At 73.4% G+C, this 17,022-nt stretch carries 16 protein-coding genes; 5 read left to right on the forward strand and 11 right to left on the reverse strand.

The window, feature by feature from the left end; all coding sequences use genetic code 11:
- Positions 1 to 23 precede the first annotated feature (23 nt).
- On the forward strand, positions 24 to 1,073 hold the full coding sequence (locus Cch01nite_RS20165; RefSeq protein WP_203758292.1) for a Gfo/Idh/MocA family protein: 1,050 nt from the start codon (positions 24 to 26) through the stop codon (positions 1,071 to 1,073).
- A 16-nt stretch (positions 1,074 to 1,089) separates the two neighbouring features.
- Here Cch01nite_RS20165 and Cch01nite_RS20170 read toward each other — a convergent pair whose 3' ends face one another.
- The 3 genes from Cch01nite_RS20170 to Cch01nite_RS20180 all read right to left on the reverse strand — a co-directional run bounded on the left by Cch01nite_RS20170 (position 1,090) and on the right by Cch01nite_RS20180 (position 3,870).
- Complete coding sequence (locus tag Cch01nite_RS20170; protein WP_373309971.1) at positions 1,090 to 1,683, reverse strand: DUF4190 domain-containing protein; 594 nt, start codon at positions 1,681 to 1,683, stop codon at positions 1,090 to 1,092.
- Between the two features lie 104 nt (positions 1,684 to 1,787).
- Positions 1,788 to 3,005, reverse strand: a complete 1,218-nt coding sequence (locus tag Cch01nite_RS20175) for a DUF4190 domain-containing protein (protein WP_203758293.1) — start codon at positions 3,003 to 3,005, stop codon at positions 1,788 to 1,790.
- 67 nt (positions 3,006 to 3,072) lie between these two features.
- Entirely contained in the window at positions 3,073 to 3,870 is a 798-nt protein-coding gene (locus Cch01nite_RS20180) for an exodeoxyribonuclease III (protein ID WP_203758294.1), read from the reverse strand.
- Between the two features lie 174 nt (positions 3,871 to 4,044).
- Between Cch01nite_RS20180 and Cch01nite_RS20185 the strand changes: the two genes are divergently transcribed.
- Positions 4,045 to 4,800: an SDR family NAD(P)-dependent oxidoreductase gene (locus Cch01nite_RS20185; RefSeq protein ID WP_203758295.1), complete on the forward strand. Its 756-nt coding sequence runs from the start codon at positions 4,045 to 4,047 to the stop codon at positions 4,798 to 4,800.
- 21 nt (positions 4,801 to 4,821) lie between these two features.
- Here Cch01nite_RS20185 and Cch01nite_RS20190 read toward each other — a convergent pair whose 3' ends face one another.
- Positions 4,822 to 5,412 carry a TetR/AcrR family transcriptional regulator gene (locus Cch01nite_RS20190; protein ID WP_203758296.1) on the reverse strand — a complete coding sequence of 197 codons (591 nt, stop codon included), beginning with the start codon at positions 5,410 to 5,412 and terminating at the stop codon, positions 4,822 to 4,824.
- A 106-nt stretch (positions 5,413 to 5,518) separates the two neighbouring features.
- Between Cch01nite_RS20190 and Cch01nite_RS20195 the strand changes: the two genes are divergently transcribed.
- Positions 5,519 to 8,113: an MMPL family transporter gene (locus tag Cch01nite_RS20195; RefSeq protein WP_203758297.1), complete on the forward strand. Its 2,595-nt coding sequence runs from the start codon at positions 5,519 to 5,521 to the stop codon at positions 8,111 to 8,113.
- A gap of 18 nt (positions 8,114 to 8,131) precedes the next feature.
- On the opposite strand, the gene Cch01nite_RS20200 is transcribed toward Cch01nite_RS20195, so the two are convergent.
- Together Cch01nite_RS20200 and Cch01nite_RS20205 are read right to left on the reverse strand one after the other, a co-directional pair.
- Complete coding sequence (locus Cch01nite_RS20200) at positions 8,132 to 8,485, reverse strand: hypothetical protein (RefSeq protein WP_203758298.1); 354 nt, start codon at positions 8,483 to 8,485, stop codon at positions 8,132 to 8,134.
- A complete protein-coding gene (locus Cch01nite_RS20205) occupies positions 8,482 to 9,297 on the reverse strand; it encodes an MBL fold metallo-hydrolase (RefSeq protein ID WP_203758299.1) in 816 nt (271 codons plus the stop codon). Before Cch01nite_RS20205 ends, Cch01nite_RS20200 begins: the two co-directional genes overlap by 4 nt.
- Positions 9,298 to 9,477: 180 nt before the next feature.
- Between Cch01nite_RS20205 and Cch01nite_RS20210 the strand changes: the two genes are divergently transcribed.
- Positions 9,478 to 9,780 (forward strand): PIN domain-containing protein, encoded by a 303-nt coding sequence (locus Cch01nite_RS20210; protein WP_203758300.1) that lies wholly within the window; start codon positions 9,478 to 9,480, stop codon positions 9,778 to 9,780.
- Positions 9,781 to 9,945: 165 nt separating this feature from the next.
- Here the strand turns inward: Cch01nite_RS20210 and Cch01nite_RS20215 are convergent, their stop codons facing one another.
- From Cch01nite_RS20215 to Cch01nite_RS20235, 5 genes are all read right to left on the reverse strand, one after another.
- Positions 9,946 to 10,500 carry a DUF305 domain-containing protein gene (locus tag Cch01nite_RS20215; protein WP_203758301.1) on the reverse strand — a complete coding sequence of 185 codons (555 nt, stop codon included), beginning with the start codon at positions 10,498 to 10,500 and terminating at the stop codon, positions 9,946 to 9,948.
- Between the two features lie 50 nt (positions 10,501 to 10,550).
- A complete protein-coding gene (locus tag Cch01nite_RS20220) occupies positions 10,551 to 11,288 on the reverse strand; it encodes a lytic polysaccharide monooxygenase (protein WP_203758302.1) in 738 nt (245 codons plus the stop codon).
- A gap of 282 nt (positions 11,289 to 11,570) precedes the next feature.
- Positions 11,571 to 13,094, reverse strand: a complete 1,524-nt coding sequence (glpK, locus tag Cch01nite_RS20225) for a glycerol kinase GlpK (RefSeq protein WP_203758303.1) — start codon at positions 13,092 to 13,094, stop codon at positions 11,571 to 11,573.
- Positions 13,095 to 13,156: 62 nt separating this feature from the next.
- Positions 13,157 to 13,867 carry an MIP/aquaporin family protein gene (locus Cch01nite_RS20230; protein ID WP_239071141.1) on the reverse strand — a complete coding sequence of 237 codons (711 nt, stop codon included), beginning with the start codon at positions 13,865 to 13,867 and terminating at the stop codon, positions 13,157 to 13,159.
- A 129-nt stretch (positions 13,868 to 13,996) separates the two neighbouring features.
- On the reverse strand, positions 13,997 to 15,808 hold the full coding sequence (locus Cch01nite_RS20235; RefSeq protein ID WP_203758304.1) for a glycerol-3-phosphate dehydrogenase/oxidase: 1,812 nt from the start codon (positions 15,806 to 15,808) through the stop codon (positions 13,997 to 13,999).
- A 137-nt stretch (positions 15,809 to 15,945) separates the two neighbouring features.
- Here Cch01nite_RS20235 and Cch01nite_RS20240 point away from each other — a divergent pair, with 137 nt between their 5' ends.
- Entirely contained in the window at positions 15,946 to 16,935 is a 990-nt protein-coding gene (locus Cch01nite_RS20240) for a sugar-binding transcriptional regulator (protein WP_203758305.1), read from the forward strand.
- Positions 16,936 to 17,022 lie beyond the last annotated feature (87 nt).

Below are 17,022 nucleotides of genomic sequence, written 5' to 3' on the forward strand. Positions count from 1 at the left end.
CCCGGTCTGGCACGCTGACCTGCATGCCCGACGTCCTCACCCTGCCTGAGCCGCGCACGCCGGACCCTGCCGACGCCCCGCCCCTGCGGTGGGGTGTGCTTGCTCCCGGGCACATCGCCGGCAGGTGGACGGAGGCCGTGCAGCAGCACACCCGGCAGCAGGTCGTCGCCGCCGGGTCGCGCTCGGCCGACCGGGCGCGGGCGTTCGCCGACGCGCACAGGATCGCCCGGGCGCACGGGTCGTACGAGGCGCTCGTCGACGACCCGACGGTCGACGCCGTGTACGTCGCGAGCCCGCACAGCCACCACCACGACCAGGCCATGCTCGCCCTGAGGGCCGGCAAGCACGTGCTCGTCGAGAAGGCGTTCACCCGCAACGCCGCCGAGGCCCGTGCGCTCGTCGCCGCCGCCCGGGACGCCGACGTGCTGCTCATGGAGGCGATGTGGACGCGGTACCTCCCGCACACGGACGTCGTCCGGCAGCTCCTCGACGACGGTGCGCTCGGCGACGTGCACCGCATCGTCGGCGACTACGGCGTCCGCACCGACGCCGCCCCCACCCACCGGCTCCTCGACCCGGCGCTCGCCGGCGGCGTCCTGCTGGACCTCGGCATCTACCCGCTGTCGTTCGCGTCGTTCGTCGCCCGGCACGCCGGGCTCGGCACGACGCCGCGCAGCGTCCAGGCGGCGGGCTCGCTCACGTCGACCGGGGTGGACGCGCAGGTCAGCATGCAGATCGCCTACGGCGACGCGGAGGCGCAGCTGTTCACGTCGATGCTCACGGCGTCCGGTCACACGACGCACGTGCTCGGCTCCGCCGGGAGGGTCGACGTCGACGACCGCTGCTACGTGCCGGCCGGTGTGACGCTCACCGTCGGCGACCGGTCGGCCACCTGGGACGCGAACCGGATCACCGGGTACGGCGGCCTGTGCTTCCAGGCGGCGGCTCTCGCGACCGGTGTCGCCGAAGGGCGTCGGGACTCCCCGCTGCTCCCGCTCGACGAGACCGTGACGATCCTCGAGACGGCCGACGAGGTCCGCCGCCAGGTCGGGGTCGTGTACCCGGGGGAGTGAGCGCCGCCGGGCCGCGTCAGGGGGCCGGGGTCGCGCTCGGGGTCGGCAGGGTTGCCGACCCGTCGAGGAGCGAGCCCGTCACGTCGTCGTCGAGCACCGCGAGGCACAGCCCACGGCGGTCGCCGCGGGACCAGCCGGCCTCGGTCGGGGCCCAGGTGACGGTCCGGACGCCGGCGGCGGCCTCGTCGTCGTCCAGCACGCACGCGCGGGCCACGCGGGCGTCCGCGGCGTCCTGACCGGGCCAGACGGCGTTCGACGTGAACTCGTAGTCGGTGACGACCTGCGCGGCGTGCGGCTCGGCGCACGGCACGACGCGCACCGTCTCGACCGTCCCGTCGGCGGGCAGCGCGGCGAGGCAGTTGCCGGTCACGAGCTGGGCGGCGTGGGCGTCCCGGGCCTCGGGCACGTCGGGCGGCAGCGAGCGCTGCGCGGACGCGGTCAGGACGGCCACGACGACGCCGACGACGAGCGCGACCGTCCCCACCGCGCCGAGCACCACCCCCGCGATCGCGAGCCTGCGGCCCCTCGTCTGCTGTGCCGCGGTGCGGCGCAGCGCCACGAGCCCGAGCACGAGCGCGACCGGTCCGAGGAGCAGCACACCCGTGACCAGTGCGGCGACGGCCGTCGGTTCGAGAGGCGCGGGCGCGGGCTCCCACCCCGGCGCGTAGTGCGGCTCGGGGTAGCCGGTGGGCTCGTCGGTCGGCGGGGGAGTGCTCAGGACGCGGTCACCCCGACGGCCAGGTCCCCGCCGGCGATGGAGCCCGTGAGGCTCTCGCCGTCGGACACGAAGACGCACCACGCGGCGTCGCCGCCGGGCTCGGCGAAGTCGTCGGGGTGCGGCGTGTAGACGTCCGCGAACCCGTCGATGTCGAGCAGCCCCGGCGCGGCCGCGTCGATCTGCTCGACGCAGGCGTCCACCGCGTCGGAGTAGCCCGAGTCCTCCGGGTCGGTCGTCACGGGGGCGGTGAGCTGCACCGTGCCGACCACCTCGGTGTCGTGCGGGGTCGCGCAGTCGACGAGCTCCGCGTCGCTCATGTCGTACTCGGCCGGGTACGCGGCGATGCAGGTGCCGACGGTCAGGTCCGTCCGCAGCTCGTAGTACGGGTCCTCCGTGCTGCCGGACGCATCGCCCGACGTGCCCTCCGACCAGCCCTCGTCGAACGCCTCCCGGAACTCCGGGTCTGTCTGGTACATCGACAGCATCCACAGCACCATGGCGACGAAGCCGAGCAGGCACAGGGTGCCGAAGCCGCCGACGACGACGCCGGCGATCGCCATGCCACGGCCGCCGGCACCGGTCCGCCGGATGCGTCGCAGCGACGCGATGCCGAGCCCCAGGCCGACCGGCGACGGGATGCCGGCGAACACGACGAGCCCGGCGATGCTGGTGACGAGCGACCCGACCGCGAGGCCGTCCGTGCCCGGGTTCGCGTCCACGTGGGGGCCGGGCGCACCCGGGTAGGGCGACCCGTAGGTGGGGCCGGAGGTCCCGTACGGCGACGCGGGCGAGCCGTACGGCGCTCCGTACGTGGGGGCCGGGTACCCGGGGGCGGCCGCGGAGCCGTAGGCGGGCGCGGCCCCGTAGGGCTGCTCGGGCGCCGAGCCGTACGGCGGCACGGGCGCCGACCCGTACGGCGGAACCGGTGCGGAGCCGTACGGCGGCACGGGCGCCGACCCGTACGGCGGAACCGGTGCGGAGCCGTACGGCGGAACGGGTGCGGAGCCGTACGGCGGAACCGGTGCGGAGCCGTACGGCGGAACCGGCGCAGACCCGTACGACGGCGTGGGCGGGACCGCCTCGTACCCGCTGGGTGCCGGCGGGACCGCCTCGTACCCGCTCGGTGCGGGTGCGGGCGACGCTCCGGCCCTCGCCTGCGCGGGCTGCTCGTCGGGCGCGGCGTACGGGTTGGCCCCCCCGGGGCTGTCGCTCATGCGGGCAACCTAGCGGACGGCCCGGACGTCGAGCCGGTCGCGTCCGTCAGATCACCCGGCCGTGCCGTCACGCGGGGTCGGCGATCTCGAGCACCACGGGCACGTGGTCGGACGGGGCCTTGCCCTTGCGCTCGTTCCGCTCGATCGTCACGCCGGTGACCCGCGCGGCCAGGGCGGGCGACGCGTAGGTGAGGTCGATCCGCATGCCTTCGTTCCGCGGGAAGCGCAGCTGCTGGTAGTCCCAGTACGTGTAGGTGTGCTCGGCCGGCTGGTGGACGCGCGAGACCTCCGTGTACCCGGCTTCACCGAGGGCGGCGAAGGCCTCCCGCTCGGCGGGCGTCACGTGGGTGCGGCCGGCGAAGAACCCGATGTCCCACACGTCGGTGTCCAGCGGTGCGATGTTCCAGTCCCCGACGAGCGCGACCTGGGCCTGCGGGTCGGCGGCGAGCCAGCCGTGGGCGGCGTCGCGCAGGCGGGCGAGCCAGTCGAGCTTGTAGGCGTAGTGCGGGTCGTCGATCTCCCGCCCGTTCGGCACGTACAGGGACCACAGCCGCACGCCGCCGCACGTCGCACCGATCGCCCGGGCCTCCGCCGCGGCGGGGTCGCCCCACGTCGGCATGCCGGGGAAGCCCACCTCGACGTCCTCGATGCCGACCCGGGACAGGATCGCGACGCCGTTCCACTGGCTGAACCCGCTCGTCACGACCTCGTACCCGAGCGCCTCGAACGCCTCGCGGGGGAACTGGTCGTCCTTGCACTTGGTCTCCTGCAGCGCGAGCACGTCGACCCCGGTCCGCTCGAGGAAGGCGACGGCCCGGTCGGTGCGGGCACGGATCGAGTTGATGTTCCAGGTGGCGAGGCGCATGAGGGTGGAGGCTACCGGCGCCCGCCGAAAGGACGGTCACCCCGACGGACGCCGCCGACGGCCGTTCGGACGAACGGGACGAAGCGGGTGTTGAGGGCAAACGTTCCTGTCCAGTACGGTCCGCCTCACGGTGCGGGAACGGTCCCAGCCCGGATCGTGCGAGGGAAGGTGGACGTGGACGAGGACCTCAAGGGCCGCCGCGCGCTCGTCACGGGTGGCGCCTCGGGCATCGGGCGTGCCGTCGCTGTCGCCCTGGCGCGGGCCGGGGCGGACGTCGCCATCACGTACCTCGCGCACGAGCCGGCGGGCGTCCTGGCGGAGATCGAGGAAGCCGGTCGAGGCGCGACGGCGTTCCAGCTCGACGCGCGGCGCAGCTGGGACGTCGACAAGGCGGTGACTGACGCCGCGGCGGCGCTGGGCGGCGGGATCGACGTGCTGGTCAACAACGTCGGCGGCATCGTCGAGCGGCGCACGCTGGCGTCCCTGGACGACGCGCACTGGCACCACGTCCTCGACCTCAACCTGTCGTCGGCGTTCTACGCGAGCCGTGCGGCCCTGTCGGTGATGCCCGACGGCGGCCGCATCGTGACGGTCGGTGCGCAGGCGGCCCGCAGCGGCGGCGGCACGGGGATGGTCGCGTACACCACGGCGAAGGCCGGCATCGAGGGGTTCACCCGGGCCCTGGCCCGCGAGCTGGGCCCGCGGCGGATCACCGTCAACGCGGTCGCGCCCGGGTTCGTCACCGGCACCCCGTTCCACACGCAGCACACCCCGGAGCCCGCGCAGCGGGGCGCCGTCGCGGCGTCGTCGCTCAACCGTGCGGGTGTCCCGGACGACGTCGCGAGCGCCGTGCTCTACCTGGTCTCCGACGGGGCCGCGTTCGTCACCGGCACGGTGCTCGACGTCAACGGCGGCGCCTGGTTCTCCTGACGGGCGCCGCGGGCCCCGGGCTCAGACCGGGTCGGCCGCGGGCCAGCCGCGGACGGCGGCCCACGCCCACGTCGCCGCGTCGTGCGCCGGGGCGAGCGGCTCCTGCTCGAGCCAGGCGACGAGCACCCCGATGACGGCCCCGCCGAACGCGGCGGCGGCCACCTCCGGGGGGAGGTCCGCGAGCGCTCCCGGTGTGCCGTGCAGACGGAGGCCCTCGAGCGACAGCTGGTCGACGCGGCGGCGCAGCCGGGTGACGGCGACGGGTGAACCGTGCTCGCCGAAGGCGCGGCGGTAGAGGTCGGCGTGCTCGGCGAGGTGCTCCGCGTAGCGGACGAGCACGTCGGGGGGCGCCGCACCGAGTCCCGGGTGGATGCTGGACAGGTCGGCTCCGGCGGCGGCCGCGCGGGTGTCGAGCGCGTCCGCGAGCAGCGTGTCGGTGTCGGGATAGTGCTGGTAGAAGGTGCTGCGGTTCACGGTCGCGCGGTCGGCGACGTCCGCGACGGCGATCTCGTCGAGGGTGCGCTCGCGGGCGAGGGCCAGCAGCGCGTCCTGCAGGAGCGTGCGCGTGCGCTGGACCCGGGGGTCGAGTCGGGCGTCGTCGTCCTGGGGCACCGGCTCATGATGGCACGGGAACTGTCCGACAGTTGTCGTATAACCTGCATCCGTCGACCAAGCGGTCGCGTCCATCCCCGCGCCCACCCCGACCCGGAAGACCACCATGGCTGAGCTCCTGTACCGCCTGGGCCGCACCGCCGCCCGCCACGCCCGCGCCGTCGTCGCCGCGTGGTTCGCCGTGCTCGTGGCCGTCGGCGTCGCGTTCGCCGTCGCCGGCGGCACCCTCGCCAGCAGCTTCTCGATCCCGGACACCCCGACGGCCGAGGTCACCGAGAAGCTCGCGTCCGAGCTGCCCGAGGCGGCCGGCGGGAGCGGCACCATCGTCTTCTCCACGCAGGACGGCTCCGCGTTCACCGTGCAGCAGCAGGCCGCGATCTCCGCGCAGGTGGCCGCCGCGTCCGACGTCGAGGGCGTCGAGCAGGTCGTCGACCCGTTCGCCACGCAGACGCAGCTCGACGCCCAGCGCCAGCAGGTCGAGGACGGCCAGGCGCAGGTCGAGCAGGCCCGCACGCAGCTCGAGGACGGCCAGGCCCAGCTCGACGCGGGCAAGGCGCAGCTCGACGCCGGCCAGGCGCAGCTCGACGCCGGTCAGGACCAGCTCGACGCCGCACGCGCCCAGGCCGAGGCGGCCGGGGCCGCGGCGCAGGCCGGTCCGCAGCTCGACGCGCAGCAGGCCGCGATCGACGCCCAGCAGGCCCAGCTCGACGCGCAGCGTGCCGCCGTCGAGGCGCAGCAGGCCACGATCGACGCCGGCACGGCCGAGCTCGAGGCGAAGGAGCCGCAGCTCGAGGCCGGTGCCGCCCTGCTCGACATGGCCTCCGACATCCGTCTGGTCTCCGCGGACGACAACGCCGCCGTCGCACCGGTGACGTTCACGGTCGCGCAGATGGACCTCTCGCAGGAGACGAAGGACGACCTCATGGCCGCCTTCACCGCCGAGCCGATCGACGGCGTCGACGTCGACTTCTCCACCGAGATCGCGGGCGGCGTGCCCGAGCTGCTCGGCGTCGGCGAGGTCCTCGGCGTCGTCGTCGCCGGCGTCGTGCTCGTCGTCATGCTCGGCACGTTCGTCGCCGCCGGGCTGCCGATCCTCACCGCGCTGATCGGCGTGGGCATCGGTGCGCTCGGTGCGATGTCGCTGTCGGGCGTCATCGAGATGGTGTCCGTCACGCCGATGCTCGGCCTCATGCTCGGCCTGGCCGTCGGCATCGACTACTCGCTGTTCATCATCAACCGGCACCGACGTCAGCTGAAGCAGGGCTACGACGTGCACGAGTCCATCGGGCTCGCGAACGGCACCTCCGGCAACGCCGTCGTGTTCGCGGGCGCCACGGTGCTCATCGCGCTCGTCGCGCTCAACATCACCGGCATCCCGTTCCTCGGCCTGATGGGCAGCGTCGGGGCGTTCTGCGTGCTCGTCGCCGTGCTCATCGCGGTGACGATGACCCCGGCGCTGCTGTCCCTGATCGGGATGCGCGTGCTGAACCGCCGCGAGCGGGCCGCCCTGGCGACGAGCACCGGCGACGACGGTGCCGTGCCGGCGGCGGCCCCCGCCAAGCCGCTGCGCCCCATGTCGACGCCCGGTGCCGTCCTGCGCGCGCTCGGGTGCATCGGCGTGCTCGTCGTCGTCGCGCTGCCCGCCCTGGAGCTGCGCCTCGGCCTGCCCGACGGCGCCACCGAGCCGCACGAGTCGACCCAGTACCACGCGTACACGACCATCGCGGAGCGGTTCGGGGAGGGGCAGAACGGCACGCTGCTCGTCGTCGCCGACCTGCCGAAGGCCCCTGCCGAGGGCGAGGAGACGGCCACGCAGGCCGCCATCGCGAAGCAGATCTTCGAGCAGGACGACGTGGTCGCCGTCGCCCCCATCGGCACGTCGCAGGACGGCACGACCATCGCGTTCCAGGTCATCCCGGCCGAAGGCCCGACGAGCGAGTCCACCGAGGACCTGGTCACCACGCTGCGCGACCTCACGCTCGACGACGGCGTGACGATCGGCGTGGCCGGCCAGGCCAGCGGCAACATCGACGTCTCCGCCACGCTCGCCGACGCGCTGCCGACCTACCTGGCCGTCGTCGTCGGGCTGTCCCTGATCATCCTGGTGCTCGTGTTCCGGTCCATCTTCGTGCCGGTCGTGGCGACGCTCGGGTTCATCCTGTCGTTCTTCGCCGCGCTCGGCGGGGTCGTCGCGATCTACCAGTGGGGCTGGCTCTCGGGCGTCTTCGGCGTCGAGACCCCCGGCCCGGTGCTGAACTTCCTGCCGACGATCCTGGTCGGCATCCTGTTCGGCCTCGCGATGGACTACCAGCTGTTCCTCGGGTCCGGCATGCGCGAGGCGTACGCGCACGGCGCACCCGCCCGGATCGCCGTCGTCCAGGGCCTGCGGGCCGGGCGGCCGGTCGTCACCGCCGCCGCGATCATCATGATCTCGGTGTTCGGCGGGTTCGTGTTCTCGCACGCGGCGATGATCCGGCCCATCGGGTTCGCGCTCGCGTTCGGCGTGCTCGTCGACGCGTTCGTGGTCCGCATGGTCCTCATCCCGGCGCTCATGCACCTCGTCGGGGACAAGGCCTGGTGGCTGCCGCGGTGGCTCGACAAGGTCCTGCCGGACGTCGACGTGGAGGGCGCGGCCCTCGAGCGCCGCCACCCGCACGAGCACGAGCTGGCGCTCGAGGTCGAGCCCACGCCCACGGCCTGACGGCGCCCGGACCGCCGCTCACGGCAGCCGGGTGACGTCCTCGCGGGCCCACGACGCGCGCTCCGCGGCGGAGCGTCGCGCGGCCGCAGAGCGTCGCTCGACCTCCTCGGCGCGACGGCGGCGGCGACGGGTCGCGAGCTGGTTGACGGTCAGGCCCGACCCGACGGTGAGGACGAGGAACGTCCCCGACCGCGCCGACTCGGCCAGCCCCGCACCGGTGGCGTACCGCACGACGACGAGCATCGCCCCGGCGACGACCACTCCCGCCGCGACCAGCCAGGCCGCACGTCGGGAGAGCACCGACGGACGCCAGGACGCCGCCCACCGGCTGCCGTGCCGTCCCGTCGTCGGGCCGGCCGTGCCGCCGCTCACGTGAGGTCGTCGAAGTCGCCGCGGACCCACGCCGCGTGCCGCTCGGCGGACCGCTGCACGACGCCGAGCGCATCGACCGGGACGACGCCGTCGAAGTTGTTGTAGAGCCGGTCGAACGGCCTGCGCGACACGTCCTCGGCGAGCCGCAGGGCGACCGCACCGGACAGCGGGAGCCGGTTCGGGTAGCTGCGCATGAAGCTCACCGACGTCCGGTCCGGGTTCGCCATGATCGTGTCGCCCGCGAGCAGCACACCCCGGCCGTCCGCACCGGCGGCCCAGTGGACGACCGCGCTGCCCGGGAAGTGGCCGCCCGGCTGCGACAGGACGACGCCCGGCAGCACCTCCCGCTCACCGGTCCACGTCTCGACCACCGGGTCCGGCCGTTGCACCCAGCGGGCGTCCGCCTCGGCGACCAGCACGGGGACGCCGCCGAGCGCGCGGCTCCACTCGACCTGGACGCCGTACATGTGCGGGTGGCTCGCGACGACCGCGACGACGTCCCCGATCTCGCGGACCGCCTCGACGGCGATGTCGTCGAGGTAGCCGATCGGGTCCCACAGCAGCACCCCGTCGGGTGTGCGGAGCAGCTTGGTCTGCTGCGCGATGCCGACGCCCGGGCTCGCCGTGAGCCCGAACAGGTCCGGCTCCAGCTCGACGACCTCGACCCCGTGCCCCTCGGCCTGCAGCTCGTGGAGCGTCGTCCAGCGCGTGCCGTCCGCGGGCACCCACTGCCGCTCGTCGGCGCAGATCGGGCACACCTCGGGCCGTCCGGCGTTCTCCACGGCGCACGTGCGACAGATCCACCAGGCCATGCCGCCGAGCATGGCACGGGTCCGGAATTCACACACCGGTCTCACGAACCGGCTCCGCGGCCTGGTGGCCCTGTGGTTCTCTCGTCGAGCAAGGGTGGAACGCAGGTGGGGAGCCCCTTCTGATGAGCGCCGCATATCCCGATCGGCGATTCCAGCTCTGGGAGTACCGGGTGAGCCACGGTGGCCTGCGCCGAGCTGCACCTCGGTGTGCTGGTCGCACCGGATGACGGGGCGCGCGCGGTGCGTCTGCGTCGCCTGGCAGCGGTCGAACGACGGTTCCGCGCGCTCCCGGTGGACGCGAACGTCGCCGCGAGCTACGGAGCTCTCGCCGCTGCCGTCGTCGCGGCAGGCAGGCAGCCCCGCGCACGCCAGATGGACCTGCTCGTCGCTGCGACCGCTCACGCCAACGGTGCCGGGCTCCTCACGCTCCACCTGGCGGACTTCGGCGGGCTGGAGGATCTCGTCCACGTCCGGCTCCCCTGAGCGGGCCCCGACCTCAGCTCCGGCTCAGGTGCGGGATCGGCCGGAGGCAGCGCCCAGACGTCGCGCGGAAGCACGAGCTCCAGCAACGGCGGCTTCGGCTCGACGACCATCCCGCCGGCGTGGCCCGGCGAGGCGAACGCGGGTGGTCCGCCACGCGGCCGAGGCTCAGGGTGCCCGGGCGTCGAGCCGTTCGAGCAGGCGCAGCAGCTGCGCGACCTGCGCCGTCCGGGAGTCGGCGACGCGCTGCGCGAATGCCCCGACCTCGTCGTCACCGCCCTCCTCCAGCCGGGTCCGGGCGAGCTCACCTGCCGTCTGCTGCTGCGCGACCAGGAGCAGGGCGACGGCCGTGTCGAGGTCCGCGCCGGGCGGTGCGTCGAGCCCGTCCGTCGGCTCGGCCGTGGTGGCGGTGTGGCCGTGCGCGGGTGCGTCGTCTGCCTCGACCCCGGTGACCGCGGCGGTGCCCCGCCACGCGCGGAGGGTCGTGAGTTCGTCGGCCTGGGTCGCGCCGATCGCCGCGACGAGCACGGCGAGCTCCGGGTCGGTGACCCTTCCCGCGACCGAGGCGAGCGAGGACCTGGTCTGCTCGTGCTCCGGCACGAGGGCGTCGACGAAGGCGACGTCCGCCGGTCGCAGGCCGTCGGCGGGCGGGGCGGGCCACCCGACCGCCGACGCCACGAGTGCGCCGCCGGCGAGCGCGACGGCGAGCACGACGACCAGCACGGCGACCGGGCGCGCCCGGCGGGTGGCTGCGCGTGCCGGGCCCGCCCGCCTCAGAGCCGGGCCCACAGGGCGGGCACGTAGGGCGGTTCCCACCCGGGCAGCGACGTATGCGCCTGGCGGCAGCGGTACGTGACGCCGCCGTACGTCACGGTGCTGCCGACCGCGTACGCCACGTTCGCGGCCCAGGTCGTGTCCCCGGGCGTGGTCGGCGTCGGACTGACGGTGGGTGTCGGCGTCGGCGTCGCCGTCGCCGTGGGGGTGGGGGTCGGGGTCGACCCGCCGCCGACCTGGAGGTCGATGCACGAGTAGAACGCGTTGACCGTGTCGGAGATGTTCCAGACCGCGAGAACCTTCTGCCGCCCCGGGAACCGGCTGAGGTCCACGGTGTGCGTCACCGTCTGCCCGGGCTGCTTGCCCCCGCCGTCGAACGACGCGACGCGGGTGCTGCCGATCCAGTACTCGAAGCTCGCGGTCGCGTGCCGGGCGGTGAACACCCAGTTGAAGGTCACCGACGTGCCGACGGACGTGGCCGGCCAGCCCTTGCTCTCGTCGTCGAGGACCGCGAACCGGGCGTTGCCGCCGCTGCAGCTGGTGAGCCCCTTCGGTCCTTCGACGCTCTGGGGCTCGTAGACGATGTCGCCGCACCCGGCGACCACACCGCTCGCGCAGAGCGCCTGGCGACTGGGCGGGGCGGAGACGTACCCGTGCGCGGACGCGGGCGCCGCGACGAACAGGGAGGCCAGGACGGCCGCGACCGTAGCCAGCGCGAGCATGACCCGACGACGCATCGCACTCTCCTTCGAGTCGGGGACCGGGGTCCTCCCAGCCCTGGGGATGTCGAGGGTGAAGTCCGTGGTGACGACCACTGTACGAACGTTCGTGACGAATGTGTCGGGGCTTGTGACAGAGAACGATGTCGAGTTTCCGGCCCTCGTGGACCGTGGCGTCCGGGCAGGTCAGGTCCCGAGCACGGCGAAGGCCGGGTGCACGTGCCCAGCACCCGGCCCTCGTCGTGCGCCGGTGCGCAGCGTCCCCTCGACGCGCGCTCCGGCCCTCGTCGTGAGCGGCCCCTAGCTCACGTCGTCGTCCACCCAGTCGAAGGTCTTCGTGACGGCCTTCTTCCAGAGGCGGTACTGCCGGTCCCGTTCGCCGCTCTCCAGGGCCGGCGACCACCGCTTGTCCTCGGCCCAGTTGTCGATGACGTCCTGCTCGCCGGACCAGTACCCGACGGCGATGCCCGCGGCGTACGCCGCGCCGAGGGCGGTCGTCTCGGCGACCTTCGGGCGGATCACGGGGACGCCGAGGATGTCGGCCTGGAACTGCATGAGCGTCTCGTCCTGGACCATTCCGCCGTCGACCTTGAGCTCCGTGAGGTCCACCCCGGAGTCGGCGTTCATGGCGTCGAGCACCTCGCGGGTCTGGAAGGCGGTGGCCTCCAGGGCGGCCCGTGCGATGTGGCCCTTGTTGACGTACCGGGTGAGCCCGACGAGCGCACCGCGTGCGTCGGACCGCCAGTACGGCGCGAACAGGCCCGAGAACGCGGGCACGAAGTACGCGCCGCCGTTGTCCTCGACGGTCTTGGCGAGCTCCTCGATCTCGGGGGCGGAGCTGATGATCCCGAGGTTGTCGCGCAGCCACTGCACCAGCGAGCCGGTGACCGCGATGGACCCTTCGAGCGCGTAGACGGCGGGGGCGTCGCCGATCTTGTAGCAGAGCGTGGTGAGCAGCCCGTTCTTCGACGGGATCGGTGACGTGCCGGTGTTGAGCAGCATGAAGTTGCCCGTGCCGTACGTGTTCTTCGCGTGGCCGACCTCGAAGCACGCCTGCCCGAACGTCGCGGCCTGCTGGTCGCCGAGGATGCCCGAGATGGGCACGCCCGGCAGCAGCCCGCCCTCACGGCCGGAGCCGTACACCTCGGACGACGAGCGGATCTCCGGGAGCATCGACACGGGGATGCCCATGTCGCCGGCGATCTCCTCGTTCCACGACAGGGTGTCGAGGTTCATGAGCATCGTGCGGGACGCGTTGGTGACGTCGGTGACGTGCACGCCGCCGTCCACGCCGCCGGTCATGTTCCACAGCACCCACGCGTCGGTGTTGCCGAACGCGAGGTCGCCGCTCTCGGCCTTCGCGCGGGCACCGTCGACGTTGTCGAGGATCCACTTGACCTTGGGGCCGGAGAAGTACGTCGCGAGCGGGAGGCCCACCCGGTCCTTGTACCGTTCGGCCCCGCCGCCGAGCGCCCCGAGCTCCTCGGCGATCTTGGCGGTGCGGGTGTCCTGCCAGACGATCGCGTTGTAGACGGGCTTGCCGGTGGTGCGGTCCCACACGACGGCCGTCTCACGCTGGTTCGTGATGCCGACGGCCGCGATGTCCCGGTGCGTGAGGTTGGCCCGGGTCAGCGCGAGGCCGACGACCTCGCGCACGTTCGTCCAGATCTCCTCCGGGTCGTGCTCGACCCACCCGGCCCTGGGGAAGATCTGCTCGTGCTCCTTCTGGCCGGTGGCCACGATCTGTCCGCCGTGGTCGAAGACGATCGCGCGGGAGCTGGTCGTCCCCTGGTCGATGGCGAGGACGTACTTGGTGTCGGGCATGGTGCGGTCCCATTCCTTCCGGGGGTCTTCGGGTCAGACCTGGTACGAGGGCGGCGCTCCGGTCACGTGTACGCGGCGCCGGCCAGGCCGGCGAGCACGCCGCCGATGACCGGGCCGAGGACCGGGACCCAGGAGTACGACCAGTCGCTCGAGCCCTTGCCGCGGATCGGCAGCACGAAGTGCGCGATGCGTGGGCCGAGGTCACGAGCGGGGTTGATGGCGTAGCCGGTCGGGCCACCGAGGCTGGCGCCGATGCCGACCACGAGGAGCGCGACGGCGAGCGGGCCGAGGCCCGACGGGGTCTTGCCGAACGCGATGACGACGAACACGAGGACGAAGGTGCCGATGATCTCGGTGATGAGGTTCCACGTGTAGGAGCGGATGGCGGGGCCGGTGGAGAACACGGCGAGCTTGACGCCCGGGTCGGCGTCCTCGTCGAAGTGCTTCTTGTACGCCAGGAAGCACAGGACGGCGCCGATGAAGGCCCCGATGAACTCCGCGAGGATGTACCAGAGCGCGTTGCTGACCGTCGGTTCGATCGTCGCCTCGACGGCGCCTCCCGGGCCGGTGAGGGTCGCGAACGGTGCGTCGGCGGCGAGCAGGCCGAGGGTGACCGCCGGGTTGAGGTGCGCCCCCGACTTGAACGCGGTGTAGACGCCGGCGAAGACGGCGAGGCCCCATCCGAAGTTGATGAGGAGCCAGCCGCCGTTGAAGCCCTTGTTGACCGGCAGGATCACGTTCGCCACGACACCGGTACCCAGGAGGACCAGCATCCCGGTGCCGAGGATCTCGGAGACGAACGCGTGGGACAGGATCGTGTCCACGAGCTACCCCTTCTGTTGACGTCGTTGTCACGTGCGCCCCGCGACGGGGCGCGGGGGGTCTGGGTGGTCCCGGTGCGCTCAGGTGCCGGCGGGTCCCGACGAGCCGCGGCCCGCCGGGGAGCCGGGCTTCGTGCCGGCACCGACGGTCTCTCCGAGAGGCTGCAGGGGTGCGAGGTCGAGGGCGCGCAGCCGGACCCGCTCGGCGGCGGCGTCGTCGGGCTGGAGCGCGGCGTCCTCCTCGGCCTCCGCGCGTGCGGTGTACGCCTCGATCTCGCGGCTGCGGGTGCGCTCGTCCCAGCCGAGCACGGGCCCGACGAGGTCGGCGATCTCGTCGAGCGCCCCGACGCCCTTGTCGGCCTGCTCGTAGTTGAGCCGCGTGCGGTGCATCAGCACGTCGTCGAGGTGCAGCGCGCCCTCGTGGCTGGCGGCGTAGACGATCTCGGCGCCGATGTACGCGGGGGCGGCCTTGAGCGGCTCGGCGAGCGACGGGGTGGCGTCGACGAGGTCGATGATCTCGCCGAGCAGCGACCCGTACCGGTGCAGCAGGTGGTCCATCCGGGGCCGGTCCCAGCCGTACCGGGCACCGATCGCGCGGGCCTGCCGCTGGAACACCTGGAGCCCTTCGGCGCCGACGAGCGGGAGGTCGTGGGTGATGGACGGCAGGCTCGTCGCCCGCGACCCGATCGCGAAGTCCACGGCGTCCTTCGCCATCACCCGGTAGGTGGTGAGCTTGCCGCCGGCGATGACGGTGAGCCCGGGGGCGGGAGCGGCGACGGTGTGCTCACGGGACACCTTCGCCGACGACGTGCCCTCCTTGACGTGCGGCTGCAGCAGCGGCCGCAGGCCGGCCCACGTGCCGATGATGTCCTCGCGGGTGATCGGCCGGGACAGCACCGTGTTGGCGTGCTCGATGACGTAGTCGATGTCCGCGCTCGTCGCGACGGGGTGCACGAGCTCCTGGGTCCACGGGGTGTCGGTCGTGCCGATCACCCAGTACCGGGACCACGGGATGATGAACAGGACCGACTTCTCGGTCTGCAGGATCAGACCCGTGTCGCCGGCGATGCGCTCGCGCGGGACGACGATGTGGATCCCCTTGCTGGCGAGCACGCGCAGGCCGCCGTCGGACCCGGCGAGCGACTCGGTCTTCTCCGTCCACACGCCGGTCGCGTTGATGACGTGCCGGGCGCGCACGTCGAGGCGGTCGCCCGTCTCCAGGTCGACGAGCTCGGCGCCGGTGACCGCGCCGCCCGTCGTCGTCTGGAGCCCCACCACCTGCGTGCGGGTCGCGGCGTGCGCGCCGTAGGAGACGGCGGTGCGGATGAGGGTCTCGACGAGCCGGGCGTCGTCGACGCTTGCGTCCCAGTAGCGGACCGCCCCGATCGCCGCGTCGTGGCGCAGGTCCGGGAACAGGCGCTCCATGCCCTTGCGGGTGAGGTGCCGGTGGATCGGCAGCGCCCGCTTGGAGCCGGTCACGCTGGCGAGGGTGTCGTACAGCGCGACGCCCGCGCCGACGTAGGCCCGCTCCCAGACGCGGTTCTCGAGCGGGTACAGGAACGAGACCGGCTTGACGAGGTGCGGCGCGAGCCGGTTGATGAGCAGGTCCCGCTCGGTGAGCGCCTCGCGGACGAGGTGGAAGTCGAGCATCTGCAGGTACCGCAGGCCGCCGTGCACGAGCTTGCTGGACCGCGACGACGTGCCGCTCGCCCAGTCCTGCGCCTCGACGACCGCCGTCGACAGCCCGCGGCTGACGGCGTCGAGCGCGATGCCCGCCCCCGTGACGCCACCACCGACGACGAGCACGTCGAGCTCGCTGCCGCGGTCGGCGCTGCTCCGCAGCGCGTCGAGCGCGTCCTGTCGTCCCTGTGCCGTCAACGGTGCTGTGCGCATGTGCAGTCCCCCGGGTGATTCGTCCGCTACGTGTCGCTGTCTTCCACACGTGCTCGCTATGGTCATCATGAGGCGAACAAACGCGCAACCGGGCTGCACGAACGTGCACCGGCCGCCGGCACCGGGGGGTGGGCCGCATGTACGTGGAACGTGAGCAGGACGTTCTCAGGGCGGCGTCGATGTACTACCTGCAGGACCTCAAGATGGAGGTCATCGCCCGGCACCTGGGCACGTCCAGGTCTACCGTGTCCCGGCTCATCAAGCGCGCCAGGCAGGCGGGGCTCGTCGAGATCACGCTGCGCCCGGCGAGCACGCGTGCACCCGGGCTCGGCCGGTCGGTCGCCGCGACGTTCGGCATCGACACCTACGTGGTGCCCGTCCCGGACTCCGCGTCGCACATCGAACGGCTCGACCAGGTGTCGATGACCGCGGCCCGGCTGCTGTCGTCGTGGTTCGACTCCGACATGGTCATGGGCGTGGCCTGGGGGACCACCCTCGCGGCCGTGTCCCGCTACCTGGCCCCCAAGCCGACCCGCGGATCGGCCGTCGTGCAGCTCAACGGCGCCGCGAACATGCGCACCAGCGGCATCGAGTACGCGAGCGACCTCATCTCGTCGTTCGGCACCGCGTTCGGCGCGGCCGTGCACCACTTCTCGGTCCCGGCCTTCTTCGACTACCCCGACACCAAGGCCGCCATGTGGCGGGAGCGGTCCGTCAAGCGGGTGCTCGACATGCAGCGGCGCGCCGACATCGCCGTGTTCTCCGTCGGTGCCGTGGCCGGTGCCGTGCCGTCGCACGTCTACTCGGCCGGCTACCTCGACGAGGACGACGTGCGGCTGCTGCACGACGAGGGCGTGGTCGGCGACGTCTGCACGGTGTTCCTCCGGGCCGACGGGTCCTGGCAGGACGTCCACCTGAACGAACGTGCGACCGGGCCCACGCCCGACGAGCTGCAGCACGTGCCCCGACGGGTGTGCGTCGTCGCGGGGGACAACAAGGTGGCGCCGCTGCTCGCCGCGCTGCGTGCCGGGGTCGTCACGGACCTCGTCGTCGACGAGCTCACCGCGACCCAGCTCCTCGAGGCCTCGGCCCCCCCGCTGCCCCGCCGGGTCCGCGCCAAGGTCTGAGCCCCACACCGCCCCGCCCGCGCCAGCCCCAGCCCCGCCCGGCGCCGCGCGGCGCCGCCCCCACCCGCGCTCACCCGGGCCGCCCCC

It is taken from the genome of Cellulomonas chitinilytica (assembly GCF_016862675.1).
Lineage (GTDB): Bacteria > Actinomycetota > Actinomycetes > Actinomycetales > Cellulomonadaceae > Cellulomonas > Cellulomonas chitinilytica.

Excerpts from the sequence above, each read along its gene's own strand:
- Cch01nite_RS20165 (WP_203758292.1), top strand. The coding sequence starts at position 24 with ATGCCCGACGTCCTCACCCTGCCTGAGCCGCGCACGCCGGACCCTGCC.
- Cch01nite_RS20175 (WP_203758293.1), bottom strand. The coding sequence starts at position 3,005 with ATGAGCGACAGCCCCGGGGGGGCCAACCCGTACGCCGCGCCCGACGAG.
- Cch01nite_RS20180 (WP_203758294.1), bottom strand. The coding sequence starts at position 3,870 with ATGCGCCTCGCCACCTGGAACATCAACTCGATCCGTGCCCGCACCGAC.
- Cch01nite_RS20195 (WP_203758297.1), top strand. The coding sequence starts at position 5,519 with ATGGCTGAGCTCCTGTACCGCCTGGGCCGCACCGCCGCCCGCCACGCC.
- Cch01nite_RS20205 (WP_203758299.1), bottom strand. The coding sequence starts at position 9,297 with ATGGCCTGGTGGATCTGTCGCACGTGCGCCGTGGAGAACGCCGGACGG.
- Cch01nite_RS20220 (WP_203758302.1), bottom strand. The coding sequence starts at position 11,288 with ATGCGTCGTCGGGTCATGCTCGCGCTGGCTACGGTCGCGGCCGTCCTG.
- glpK (WP_203758303.1), bottom strand. The coding sequence starts at position 13,094 with ATGCCCGACACCAAGTACGTCCTCGCCATCGACCAGGGGACGACCAGC.
- Cch01nite_RS20230 (WP_239071141.1), bottom strand. The coding sequence starts at position 13,867 with ATGCTGGTCCTCCTGGGTACCGGTGTCGTGGCGAACGTGATCCTGCCG.
- Cch01nite_RS20235 (WP_203758304.1), bottom strand. The coding sequence starts at position 15,808 with ATGCGCACAGCACCGTTGACGGCACAGGGACGACAGGACGCGCTCGAC.
- Cch01nite_RS20240 (WP_203758305.1), top strand. The coding sequence starts at position 15,946 with ATGTACGTGGAACGTGAGCAGGACGTTCTCAGGGCGGCGTCGATGTAC.